This window comes from Vibrio sp. SCSIO 43097, from assembly GCF_023650755.1.
Lineage (GTDB): Bacteria > Pseudomonadota > Gammaproteobacteria > Enterobacterales > Vibrionaceae > Vibrio > Vibrio alginolyticus.
Genome location: NZ_CP071840.1, coordinates 323753 through 335904, shown reverse-complemented (window position 1 = coordinate 335904; position 12152 = coordinate 323753). Strand labels below are relative to the sequence as shown.

The window sequence follows — 12152 nt, the reverse complement described above, 5'->3', positions numbered from 1 at the left end:
AGGTATTTATGATCATTCCATGGCAAGACATTGCGCCGGAAACATTGGAAAACTTAATTCGTGAATTCGTCTTACGCGAAGGAACGGATTACGGAACCGTCGAGGTTTCTTTGCATGACAAAATTGATCAAGTTAAAGCTCAATTGGAAAAAGGTGAAGCGGTTATCGTGTTCTCTGAGCTACACGAAACCGTCGATATTCAGCATAAAACAAAATTTTAGACCCTTCACATTTTACCGTATCCCACTCGATGACAAGGTATTGTTACGTGCTATAGTGGGATATCGACCGTGCAGTAGTAACTCTACTGCACATTACAGGTAAGTAATTTTCGACAAGGTTTGTCATGTCAGCTAAACACCCAATTATTGCGGTTACTGGTTCGTCCGGTGCCGGCACGACCACTACATCTGAAGCCTTCCGTAAAATGTTCAATATGATGAACGTTAAACCCGCATGGGTTGAAGGCGATAGCTTCCATCGCTTTACTCGCCCAGAAATGGACATCGAAATCCGCAAAGCCCGCGAGCAAGGTCGACACATTAGCTACTTTGGCCCACAAGCTAATGACTTCCCGGGATTAGAAGAGTTTTTCCGTAAGTTCGGGCATGACGGCACTGGCAGCGTGCGCCGTTATCTGCACACGTTTGACGAAGCGGTTCCCTACAATCAAATGCCAGGCACGTTTACACCGTGGCAAGACTTACCCGAAAACAGCGACGTTCTGTTTTATGAAGGGTTACATGGTGGCGTGGTCGATGGCGATGTTAATGTTGCTCAACATGTGGATTTCTTAATTGGCATGGTGCCGATTGTGAACTTAGAGTGGATACAAAAATTCGTACGCGACACTCGCGATCGCGGCCATTCGCGTGAAGCGGTAATGGACTCAATCGTGCGATCCATGGACGATTACCTCAACTATATCACTCCGCAGTTTTCTCGTACTCACATCAACTTCCAGCGCGTACCGACCGTTGATACTTCCAACCCACTTAATGCAAAAGGCATCCCTAGTTTGGATGAGAGTTTTGTGGTGATTCGCCTACGCGGTATCAAGAATGTCGACTTCCCATATCTGCTGGCCATGATTGATGGCTCATTCATGTCACGCCACAACACGATTGTCGTACCCGGCGGTAAGATGAGCTTTGCAATGGAGCTCATAGTTCGGCCTATCCTACAACAGCTCATCGAAACAGGGAAAATTGGCTAAAAACCTGCCTGCGAAGATGTTTACTTTTCATACCGTGATCATGTGCACAGTTTTGCTTACAAAATCTCAATCATGGCACGATTAAAATCAAGAAATCGTTTTCGAAAAAGGATACTATTTCTTACCGAAACACAAGAGAGCTTGCAGCATATAAAAAGTGCTCTTATTCTAGTAGGCCTAATTCAGGCTTAGCTAAAATATGGATAGCGCAAGCGTACCCTGCAGAGGAAGTGAGATATTATGGTTCTAGGTAAACCTCAAACCGACCCAACATTAGAGTGGTTTCTTTCACACTGTCATATTCATAAGTACCCTTCAAAGAGCACGCTAATTCACGCGGGCGAAAAGGCAGAAACTTTGTACTACATCGTTAAAGGTTCTGTTGCGGTTCTTATCAAAGACGAAGAAGGTAAGGAGATGATCCTTTCTTACCTAAACCAAGGAGACTTTATTGGTGAACTTGGTCTATTCGAGGAAGACCAAGAGCGCACAGCTTGGGTTCGTGCTAAATCTCCTTGTGAAGTTGCTGAAATTTCTTTCAAGAAGTTCCGTCAGCTTATCCAAGTAAACCCAGACATCCTAATGCGTCTTTCTGCGCAGATGGCTCGTCGTCTTCAAGTAACTAGCCAAAAAGTGGGTGACCTGGCGTTCCTAGACGTAACTGGTCGTATCGCTCAGACGCTTCTGAACCTTGCAAAACAACCAGACGCAATGACTCACCCAGACGGCATGCAAATCAAGATCACTCGTCAAGAAATCGGTCAAATTGTTGGCTGTTCTCGTGAGACAGTAGGTCGTATTTTGAAGATGCTAGAAGAGCAGAACCTAATCTCTGCTCACGGTAAAACCATCGTGGTTTACGGTACTCGTTAATCTCAAACTAGAGTGACACGAACAAAATTATAAAAGCCACCAATGGAAACATTGGTGGCTTTTTATTTGCTCATGACCAAATGAGATAGGGTGCAGCGAACACTAATGAGTAAGCTTAACAGGTTAACCCTAAAACTTAGCTATTCGTACTTTCAAAGATTTTGTCAGCTGAAGCGGCCACGAAACCTGGGTACAAATCACCATTTTCCATCGGATAGCGCTTAGCAAATTCATAAAACCCGCCAGGGATAATTTCAGTGCCTTCGCTAAAACGAACCGCTACTTTATCTGCCATGGTCGATGACTGCTCTAGCAACACCTCAGGAGTGCCCTTCACTTCACCACCATTTTCATTAATGGTAAACCCAGCGGTACGCAGATGATCGTTTACCTGCTTCACTTCTTCATATTCATTGAGCTGGTTAACGCTCACCGTGAAGTGGTTTGCTCCGTAACCATGCGCCGCAAGCCAAGATGCGTACTCACTTTCTTTAGCCAACGTTTGGTAATCAGCAAAGCTTAAATCCCACAAGCGTCCACCATGTAAGAATGCGCTATCATTCAGCTTGTCAGCATCGACTTGTGCCACCAAATTTTTCACAATCTCTTGTAGCTCAGACGAGCACTCTTCAACTTTTAGCTCACTAATAAAGACTTTAGGTTGCTTCGGATCTGGGTGCTCATAGTGCTTAGCAACCAGCTTTTTGCTTTCGAAAACGTAATCACCACACGCCTTGTAACCAATAGCTACAAATGGCTTAGCTAGAGTTTCAATACCAAGAGGCGCGATATTGAAGGTACGTAAAGCTATATGATCATTAATCAGAGGCTCATCTTCTTGAAGCAGCTGATGCACTTTAGCAGCCGAAGGGCAAAGACGTTGAATGTAATCTTGCCATAGCGATTCAAATAACACATCGGGCGTCATAACGACTCCTTGTTACGAGATGTAGAGTTTAAAGGTAAGCGGAAGTTGGCTGCTCGTTCACAACAAAAGTTGTCCAGAATAATGAACGAGCAACCATCAACCTGTGACGGTAAATGCCAGTCAGTCAACACGCTTTTCCGAGTCTTTGCTCACTTTTCGTGTTCTGCCAACGATCACTACAACCCATACCTAAATGATGCGCCGGCAAGGTGAGCCGCAATGCATAGTTGCGACTCTATTATTAAAACTTATAGCGCTACACCTGGACTCAATGTTGCAGGCAAGACAGTCTCTTGACCTTCCATTGATGCCATTGGGTACGCACAGTAATCTGCTGCGTAGTAAGCGCTTGGGCGCAAGTTACCCGACGCCCCCGGACCACCAAATGGCGCATCACCGCTTGCACCAGTGAGCTGGCGGTTACGGTTCACGATACCTGCACGAATGTGGTCAACGAAGTATTCCCATTCTTGGTCGTCGGTTGAGACCAAACCAGCAGATAAGCCAAAGCGCGTATCGTTTGCTAGCGCCACGGCTTTGTCTAACCCTTCGTAACGCACCACTTGCAGAAGTGGGCCGAAGTATTCTTCATCTGGTAACTCAGCAATGTTCGTTACATCAATGATGCCAGGAGAAACAAACGCCGCCTCTCCTGCTTTCGCTTCAATCAAGCTTTCACCGCCAAGAGACTGTAGATTAGCTTGTGCATCAAGAATAAACTTGGCTGCCGCGACCGAAATTTGCGGTCCCATAAATGGCGCAGGTTCTGCAAATGGTTGGTCTACGCGAATATTGCGTGTCGCTTCAACGAGCTTGGTGATAAGCGCATCGCCTTTTTCACCCAATGGCACATACAAACGACGAGCACACGTACAACGCTGCCCAGCACTGATAAACGCTGACTGGATGATGGTATAAACCGTGGCATCCAAATCACCATATTTATCAGAGATCACCATCGGGTTATTACCACCCATTTCTAGTGCGAGCATCTTGCCCGGTTGACCCGCAAATTGACGGTGTAATACATGCCCCGTATTTGCGCTACCCGTAAACAGTACGCCATCGATGCCTTTTGCGTCAGCGAGCGCGATACCAGTTTCTTTCGCGCCTTGAACAAGGTTAATCACGCCTTTCGGTAGACCGGCTTCTTCCCATAGCTTCATTGCCAATTCACCCGTCCATGGCGTTTGCTCAGACGGTTTGAAGACTACCGTGTTACCAGCCAGTAGCGCAGGCACAATGTGACCATTTGGTAGGTGGCCTGGGAAGTTGTAAGGACCAAACACCGCCATCACGCCCAATGGGCGGTGGCGCAATACGATTTGGTTGCCTGCTGCTTCACGGCTCGCCTCACCAGTGCGGTCATGATAAGCGCGAATCGAAATGGCAATTTTACCTGCCATGGCTGCAGCTTCAGTGCGCGTTTCCCAAATTGGCTTACCAGTTTCTTTGGCAATGACTTCGGCGATTTTTTCGCTGTTCTCTTTTACTTTCTCCGCAAAAGCCAACACGATTGCCTCACGCTCTGAAAATGGGCGCTTTTTCCAGTCAATAAACGCTTCACGCGCTGCAGATACCGCCTGGTTCACCTGCTCTGCCGTTGCACCTTTGCCTTGCCAGATCACTTCTTGGTTGTACGGCGACAGAGACGTAAATGCTTCACCCTGACCTTGTACCCATTCACCTGCAATCCAATGTGTCATTGTTTCTATCCTTAAATTCTGTCGTCTGTTACTGCGGAAGAAGGCGAACGAAATCCCCTTCTTCAACCGAAAGTGCATCCGCAACGTCTGGTGCAATCATCACGCTTTGTGTTTCTGCGTCATACGCCGCTTTAGTGACTGTCGCACGGAAGTTCTCGAAAGATGAATTACACATCAAGAAGTCTTGTGTGCTGGAATGTTCAGAGATTTTGACTTGCGCACGGAATGAATGACGTACCGACTCAATATTACGCAGATCACACTCAACCGTTGGACCACCGTCGAAGATGTCGACGTAGCCTCGGTTGGTAAAACCTTCACGCTCAAGCAGCTTCAGCGCTGGACGCGTGTTGTCATGTACTTGACCAATCACGGCTTGCGCTTCTGGGCTGAGCAGATTGATGTAAATAGGCAGTTTCGGCATCAAGTCGGCGATAAAGCCTTTCTTGCCGATACCTGTTAGGTAATCTGCAAGCGTGAAATCGATAGAGAAGAAATGCTCTTGGAGCCATTGCCAGAATGGTGAATTACCCTCGTCGTCTGAAACGCCACGCATCTCCGCAAAGATCGTTTCAGAGAAACGCTCTGGGTGCTCTGCCATCATTAGGAAACGACACTTCGACATTAGACGACCATTCAGACCTTGGCGGAATTTCTCACGCAAGAACAAGGTACAAATTTCGCTGTTACCCGTGTAGTTATTACCAAAAGTAAGCAGTTTAACGACGTTGTTAACGCCAAGCTTTGGCGACGAGTGCACAACTTTACTAATGTGATATGAGTAAAATGGGACATCCCAGCCGATAGATGCTTCGATTCCGGTGGTACCCGCAACCTCACCCGTTTCAGAGTCAAAGCCAACCATCAGGTAGCCTTCATCGCCTGGTTCTGCCACATCTGGCTTACCAAAGCTGTACTCTGAATGTTTGATTCGATTGGTTAACAGTTCTTCGTTAACCGGTAGAGATGTAAATCCGTGACCAGACTCCACCGCACAAGTGTGCAGTGCGTCGTAATCCGACATCGCGATAGGGCGAACTACTAGCATCAATACTCCCTCCAGATGCAAGAAGATCCTAACTATATTGTAGGAACAATTCCCCCATCAGAGATCCTTGACGGGGGTGTCTGCGTTGACGTTTAAACTGATATCGCGCTTAAACTAAAGTCGCAATCGCTTTATCCAGTTTCGCCAAGCCTTCTTCAATTTCTTGTTGTGTGATAACGAGTGATGGTGTGAAACGTACGACATTGGCACCCGCAACCAATACCATGAGACCTTGTTTACCTGCAGCAACTAGCACGTCACGCGCACGGCCTTGCCATTCTTCATTTAGTGCAGCGCCAAGTAATAGGCCTTGACCGCGCACTTCTGAGAAGATGTTGTACTTCGCATTGATCTTCTCTAGACCTTCACGGAACATTGCTTCGCGTTCTAGCACGCCAGCCAACACCTCTGGCTTAGTAACTTCATTTACAACCGCTTCTGCAACCGCACACGCTAGTGGGTTACCGCCATATGTAGAACCGTGAGTGCCCACTTTCATGTGCTCTGCCAATTTTGCTGTCGTTAGCATTGCACCGATCGGGAAACCGCCACCAAGTGATTTCGCAGTACTTAGAATATCTGGCGTGATACCTAAACCTTGGTAAGCGTAGAAGTTACCTGTTCGGCCATTACCAGTTTGCACTTCATCGAAGATCAGTAAGGCGTTGTGTTTGTCACACAGCTCGCGAACCGCTTGAGCGAACTCAGGCGTTGGTGGCACGATGCCGCCTTCACCTTGTAGTGGCTCCATCATGACCGCACAAGTACGATCAGACATGTGTGCTTGTAAAGCTTCGATATCGTTGTAAGGAAGGTGTGTCACGTCGCCTGGCTTAGGACCGAAACCGTCAGAGTATGCCGCTTGGCCACCAACCGTTACGGTAAAGAATGTACGACCGTGGAAACCTTGTTTGAATGCAATGATTTCAGATTTCTCAGTGCCATGAACGTCTGCTGCATAACGACGTGCCAGCTTCAAAGCGGCTTCGTTTGCTTCTGCGCCAGAGTTAGCAAAGAACACTCGCTCAGCAAAACTCACTTCTGTTAGCTTTTTCGCCAGACGAAGGGCTGGTTCGTTCGTCATAACGTTACTTAAGTGCCAAAGCTTGTTAGCTTGCTCTGTTAGTGCGTTTACCATTACTGGATGACAATGGCCAAGACAGCTCACTGCAATACCACCAGCAAAGTCGATGTATTCATTACCTTCCTGATCCCAAACACGTGAACCTTCACCTTTAACAGGGATCATTTCCATCGGGTTATAGCAAGGTACCATTACCTCATCGAATAAACCGCGCTCTACTTTAATTTCCGTTGTCATTGCACATTCCTTCTTGATACCGCATGCGTAGCAGATAAGCGAATTTAACCGGCTCTCTTTGCCAGCAAATAATGTTTTGCATTTAAGCTATTGCGGCATTGTATTTACATTTAATTAACCATTTCAATAGTGATTTATTCTTTTCGTTCTCGAAAGTAACTTCCATTAATCACTGCTTATGACTATTTATGCATCAAGAAAGTAAAATAGAGAAGGGATTTTTTATAAATGTTATGTAATACAGGGGATAGAAGGTTTAAAAAGACATGAATAGACAAAGAGACTCGAGAGAATCGCATAGTTTTGCAATCCGCTCACCTCAGCAAAAAGATGAATGATTTGTTAAGAAAAGTGATCGCGATCAGATCGCTTTGCGTGCTAAAAAGTTCGCAAGCAACTCGTGACCTTGCTCAGTTTTGATTGATTCTGGGTGGAACTGCACCGCATCAATTGGCAAGGTTTTATGTTGGTAACCCATTATTTCATCCATGCTTCCGTCAGGCAGTTCTGTCCATGCAGTCAGTTCAAACACGTCGGGTAAAGTACCGTTTTTCACCACAAGAGAGTGATAACGGGTTACCGTGAGTGGGTTATTCAGATTTTTAAACACACTACGACCGTTGTGACGAATTGGTGAGGTCTTACCGTGCATCACTTGTCGTGCACGTACCACTTCGCCCCCAAACACTTGCGCTATCGCTTGATGGCCAAGACAAACACCCAATATTGGAAGCTTACCAGCGAAGTGTTCTATCGCTTTCAGTGAAATACCTGCTTCGTTCGGCGTACATGGCCCTGGCGAGATCACCAAATGAGTTGGGTTGAGCGCCTCAATGCCTTGGATATCGATTTCATCGTTACGCACCACCTTTACGTCTGCACCAAGCTCGCAGAAGTATTGGTAAAGGTTGTAGGTAAAAGAGTCGTAGTTATCGATGATCAACAACATAAAGGGTCGGTTGCTCCAATCCGTTTTGGCAATGCTTACGTAGTGAATCGCCACGTTCGTGACAATCAAGGGCGGTATTTTGCTATACCAAGCAAGAAAGGCAAGTTTTTGCTGAATAAAAAGGCCAGCATAGGCTGGCCTTTGGTCTTTACAGCTATTTAGGAACTGTTTGTCAGAAAGTAAATTCGCTTAGCGGCGACGACGGAATAAGCCGAGACCTAGCAGCGCAAATAGCGCGCCAAAACCAAACGAACCACCATCTGAATCCTTCGACCCTTCTGTTCCAGTTTCAGTTTGCGTCATTGAAACATCACGAACAGAGCTAAACTTCACGATATTACCTGTCGAGTCAGTCACTTTCTCTTCTAACTGATAATTACCTTGCTCTGGCGTTTGTTCAAACTCAATATTCACGCTACGCGCATCAATATCAGCTTGAACTAAGGTTTGGCTAGCCGAGTAAGCTTTCGTATCGCTGCTTGCCGCAGCCGCTTGTGTGGATGGCGTTAAGTTCACCGTAACAATATCACCTACAACCGCCGTTGGTGGTAAACGGACATCGACGGCTAAGTTGTCACCTGCTTTCGGTAAATCGATGTCATCATCTGGTAAATCAATCGCGATGATCACTGGATCGTGGTCAGAGGCAGAGAACGCATCTTTGTACTTCGGCATATCACCTGTGTACTTGCTGCTGTATTCGAACAAGTTACTCTCTAGTGAGTTGATGTGCCAATCTTCAATTGCTACCACTTTTTGCGCTAGGCTACTGCTTGCCAATGCGTGGTCCAAATTACCCAGCTCGCCCGAATAGGTGTAAGAAAACGTATCAGTGCCGTGCAGCAACGTGTTTAAGTTGTGCAGACCGTAACCTTTTTCAATTTTGGTCTTCTCTACTTGAAGTTCACCATCACCAATGGTTGTGTAAGCAGCAGTATAAATGTCACGGCCGTATTTCTCTTTCGAGTAATCAGTCAGTGTCAGAAGTGGGTCTTCCATGCCATAAGCATTGAGGTCGCCCATGAGCAATACATCGCCTTTCACCTCTTTCAACGCTTCACCCACTGCGTGCGCAGCAGAAACGCGGAAGTTGTTACAGTTGCCTTGCAGATCCTCTGGCTCAGAATCTTCTACACCAGCAATCCACTCTTCAATACACTCAGAGCCTTTCGACTTAAAGTGGTTTACGACAATAGACAAATCTTCACCCGTCTCTTTCACCGTAAAGGTCTGAAGTAGACTGTGGCGTTGGTACTTATCGTAAGCAGGGTTACTTTCTGTGCCCTCTTTACGAGTAATTGTGTTTTCTGCAATGTGCTGCTCTGGCGTGATGATCACTTTTGCAGCGTCTTTTGGCGTTACTGCGTTAGCACGATATAAAATCGCCACCATGATCGCATCACTGCCAAAGTATTCGTCTTGGTATTTGTCTTGCTCTTCGATTTCGACATACGTGTAATGATCTTCAGCGTCATCAATCTCAGCATTTAGGGCATCAACTAAGTTTTGGATAGCACTGCCATCACCAAAGCCGTTGTTTTCCACTTCCATCAAACCAATAACGTCTGCGTCCATCTTGTTCATCGCCGCAACGATTTTCGCTTGCTGGATCAGGAATTCGTCTAGATTAGTCGCACCACGGTTTTGTCCGGTTGGGTTTTCATGACCACTGTCAGCCACGGAGTTGAAGTAGTTCAGTACGTTGAAGCTTGCAATACGCAAATCTGAGTCCGCAATCGCTGGGGCATCTTTACGAGCCACGTCGAAGCCTTCACCTGAAGTCACGAAGTTGGTGTTATCAACTTCATTGGTCGCAATCAGGCGGTATTCGTTGTAGCTGTAAGCCACGACGCCCTGCAGACCCTCTACTCGCGAACCAAGGCGAATGTGCTGCTCAGAAGAGCCATCTTGGTCTGCATCTTTTGCAAAATCTGGGTAGTAAGGGATTTGGCCGTTTGGTGCTTTGCCATCAGATTCTAGGTATACGCGGTTCGCTGCGTTGTCTTTTGCTAGCTCAAAGGCTGCATCGCTCTCTGCTGCGTGCAATTGAGTCGGCTTAAACAATGGCGCTTCATGAGACAACATCATGTTGTTACGACGTGAATCGTAGTCGTAAGAGAAGTTGCGAGTTACAAACAAGTCACTTGCCGAAGTTAGTTCAACTTGCATGCCTTCATGACGCTCTAGCGCATCACGTAGTGTTTCACCTTCTTTGATAACAAGATCGGTAACTCGAGGAATATCCGATGTGCCTGTTTTCACATAGCTGTTAGCATCAGAAGCTAGCTGAGTATTGCTGTAGTACTCTTGAACTTTACCTTTCACACAAACAACGTCACCAGCTTTCAGCGCCATGTCTGCCGCGTCAGTATGAATGAACAAACCTTCTGAGGTCTTGTCGTTGTTGTCGCTTTCTAATGCTTGTAGGTAGAAACCTTTGGTTAGGCCAGTGGTAACAGCAGTCACGACACCAGTTACGAAATGATCTTCGTCAGTAATGTATGGGTAACCATCAATGAATGGAGACGTATCGCCTTCACCTTGAATATCTTGGATGGTAGTGAAGTTAGGTTGCTGACCGTCGACTTCACAAGCGAATGGTGCTGGTGGCTCAGTCGCATTTAGCTCACCAAGGCCGTCAATGTTGTCTTTCTCAAATGCCGTCCACTGAGATGCATCATAAGTAGCAGAAGGGGTTAGTGCATCACTGTTACGAACTAATGTGGTGTCTTTACCAAAATCTACGTCACCCATCACACCGATGATGTCGTGCACTTCACCATCTTTAAGCAGTGCGATCGGGTCGTCACCGTTAAAGTTCGCAACGCTTTTATCTGTGATATCCGAGACAGCTTTGATGGTATCGCTCGCGTCACCATGCGCCAGTACATACACTTGGTTAGCTTGTAGCGTCACTTGGCTAAGGTCGAATGTGCTACCCCAAGTACCACCACCGTTTGATGATTTCGCCAACTCGTAGCCAGTGAGTGTCACCGCAGTATCACCCGTATTAGCGATCTCTACCGCTTTATTATAAGCGCCGCCTTCTACGTATTGGGAAATAATAATCTCTGCGTTCGCGTTTGCACTAAGTGCACTGGCGATGGTTAATGCGAGTATTGAGGGTTTGATTAACGTGTCCATTGTCGTACCTGATATTTATGTAAATGCAAACTTAGCTCTGATTAGAGCCTGCCATTTGCGTCTACTATCAGGTTTATTTATGAAATAAATAAGAATGAGTAATTAAAGCCGTGAAATGAATCACATGTGAATATAAGAAAATATGCCAGAGCATCCCATTCAAACATTTTTTGTAATAAATACAGAGCGCTATTGATAAACAAGTCAGAATTTAGATTGATTACTCAGTTTACTTTTTCACTTCATGTTAAGGAGTAGAAAATACATCACTTGTTGAGTGGCTTATTAACCCAACCGTTCCTATTACAAATAAAAAATATAATTAGTCACTAATTTAGAATGCTTTAATTTTCACTTGCATCACTGTTCAAGCCCAAGAATCTATTACTCGCTTCGCTCTCTCTTATACAGGCCCCTCATACTTCAAAGTTTTCATGATTTATTCAATAACTTTTCATTACTCACTAGCTAAAAACATACACAAAAGATATAACACCTGCGCGAGACAATAAGATCTCATTAGCTGTAAACCCAGGAACGACAAATGAAAAAAATTCAACGCAGTGTGCTAGCTCTCTCCCTACTTGGCTTGATAGCGGGGTGTCAGTTGACCGCCAGTGAGCCACTTCAACCTACGGCGAATCAAGACATCATCGAATCAGCCAAAAATGAACTGGATGGTATTGAAGAGCTAGAAGTCAGTGACGAGGGTGTTATTACCTTTACTCAGCGTCTAAGAACGCCAGGAACCTACTGGATTCCAGCGAGAATTAAAGAACTCAGCTACGATATATCATGCGTACAGCTTAGTTACTTCATTGATAGAGGCATGGTTGTGAAGTCTGCCTTTCTAGGGGCTCGAGGACGTGTTGAATATTACGACATGGAACGCTGTATGAAAGACACACCATTTCAGTAATACAGGCATAAAAAAAGCCCCACCAAAGTGGAGCTTTTTCGTATTCGT

10 protein-coding genes are annotated in these 12152 nt (G+C 45.9%); 4 read left to right on the top strand and 6 right to left on the bottom strand.

Annotated features, from left to right (window positions below; all coding sequences use genetic code 11):
* Positions 1 to 8: 8 nt before the first annotated feature.
* The 3 genes from J4N40_RS01625 to crp all read left to right on the top strand — a co-directional run bounded on the left by J4N40_RS01625 (position 9) and on the right by crp (position 2089).
* Complete coding sequence (locus tag J4N40_RS01625; RefSeq protein WP_005381436.1) at positions 9 to 221, top strand: YheU family protein; 213 nt, start codon at positions 9 to 11, stop codon at positions 219 to 221.
* Positions 222 to 346: 125 nt separating this feature from the next.
* Positions 347 to 1216 (top strand): phosphoribulokinase, encoded by an 870-nt coding sequence (locus J4N40_RS01620; protein WP_005381434.1) that lies wholly within the window; start codon positions 347 to 349, stop codon positions 1214 to 1216.
* A 240-nt stretch (positions 1217 to 1456) separates the two neighbouring features.
* Positions 1457 to 2089 carry a cAMP-activated global transcriptional regulator CRP gene (crp, locus tag J4N40_RS01615; protein ID WP_005381432.1) on the top strand — a complete coding sequence of 211 codons (633 nt, stop codon included), beginning with the start codon at positions 1457 to 1459 and terminating at the stop codon, positions 2087 to 2089.
* A 136-nt stretch (positions 2090 to 2225) separates the two neighbouring features.
* Here crp and J4N40_RS01610 read toward each other — a convergent pair whose 3' ends face one another.
* From J4N40_RS01610 to J4N40_RS01585, 6 genes are all read right to left on the bottom strand, one after another.
* Positions 2226 to 3017: a DUF1338 domain-containing protein gene (locus J4N40_RS01610; protein WP_053350708.1), complete on the bottom strand. Its 792-nt coding sequence runs from the start codon at positions 3015 to 3017 to the stop codon at positions 2226 to 2228.
* 248 nt (positions 3018 to 3265) lie between these two features.
* The gene (astD, locus tag J4N40_RS01605) at positions 3266 to 4723 is read right to left on the bottom strand and encodes a succinylglutamate-semialdehyde dehydrogenase (RefSeq protein WP_005381424.1); all 1458 of its coding nucleotides are present in this window, start codon (positions 4721 to 4723) and stop codon (positions 3266 to 3268) included.
* A 28-nt stretch (positions 4724 to 4751) separates the two neighbouring features.
* Entirely contained in the window at positions 4752 to 5771 is a 1020-nt protein-coding gene (astA, locus tag J4N40_RS01600) for an arginine N-succinyltransferase (protein ID WP_005381422.1), read from the bottom strand.
* A gap of 109 nt (positions 5772 to 5880) precedes the next feature.
* On the bottom strand, positions 5881 to 7092 hold the full coding sequence (locus J4N40_RS01595; protein WP_005381420.1) for an aspartate aminotransferase family protein: 1212 nt from the start codon (positions 7090 to 7092) through the stop codon (positions 5881 to 5883).
* 361 nt (positions 7093 to 7453) lie between these two features.
* On the bottom strand, positions 7454 to 8041 hold the full coding sequence (locus J4N40_RS01590; protein ID WP_053303043.1) for an aminodeoxychorismate/anthranilate synthase component II: 588 nt from the start codon (positions 8039 to 8041) through the stop codon (positions 7454 to 7456).
* A 189-nt stretch (positions 8042 to 8230) separates the two neighbouring features.
* Complete coding sequence (locus J4N40_RS01585) at positions 8231 to 11185, bottom strand: ExeM/NucH family extracellular endonuclease (protein WP_115386343.1); 2955 nt, start codon at positions 11183 to 11185, stop codon at positions 8231 to 8233.
* A 544-nt stretch (positions 11186 to 11729) separates the two neighbouring features.
* Here J4N40_RS01585 and J4N40_RS01580 point away from each other — a divergent pair.
* Positions 11730 to 12104, top strand: a complete 375-nt coding sequence (locus tag J4N40_RS01580; protein ID WP_005381401.1) for a hypothetical protein — start codon at positions 11730 to 11732, stop codon at positions 12102 to 12104.
* The last annotated feature ends 48 nt before the right edge of the window (positions 12105 to 12152 follow it).

Coding starts and splice junctions, on each gene's coding strand:
- J4N40_RS01620 (WP_005381434.1), top strand. CDS start 347: ATGTCAGCTAAACACCCAATTATTGCGGTTACTGGTTCGTCCGGTGCC.
- J4N40_RS01610 (WP_053350708.1), bottom strand. CDS start 3,017: ATGACGCCCGATGTGTTATTTGAATCGCTATGGCAAGATTACATTCAA.
- J4N40_RS01590 (WP_053303043.1), bottom strand. CDS start 8,041: ATGTTGTTGATCATCGATAACTACGACTCTTTTACCTACAACCTTTAC.
- J4N40_RS01585 (WP_115386343.1), bottom strand. CDS start 11,185: ATGGACACGTTAATCAAACCCTCAATACTCGCATTAACCATCGCCAGT.
- J4N40_RS01580 (WP_005381401.1), top strand. CDS start 11,730: ATGAAAAAAATTCAACGCAGTGTGCTAGCTCTCTCCCTACTTGGCTTG.
- J4N40_RS01595 (WP_005381420.1), bottom strand. CDS start 7,092: ATGACAACGGAAATTAAAGTAGAGCGCGGTTTATTCGATGAGGTAATG.
- crp (WP_005381432.1), top strand. CDS start 1,457: ATGGTTCTAGGTAAACCTCAAACCGACCCAACATTAGAGTGGTTTCTT.
- J4N40_RS01625 (WP_005381436.1), top strand. CDS start 9: ATGATCATTCCATGGCAAGACATTGCGCCGGAAACATTGGAAAACTTA.
- astD (WP_005381424.1), bottom strand. CDS start 4,723: ATGACACATTGGATTGCAGGTGAATGGGTACAAGGTCAGGGTGAAGCA.
- astA (WP_005381422.1), bottom strand. CDS start 5,771: ATGCTAGTAGTTCGCCCTATCGCGATGTCGGATTACGACGCACTGCAC.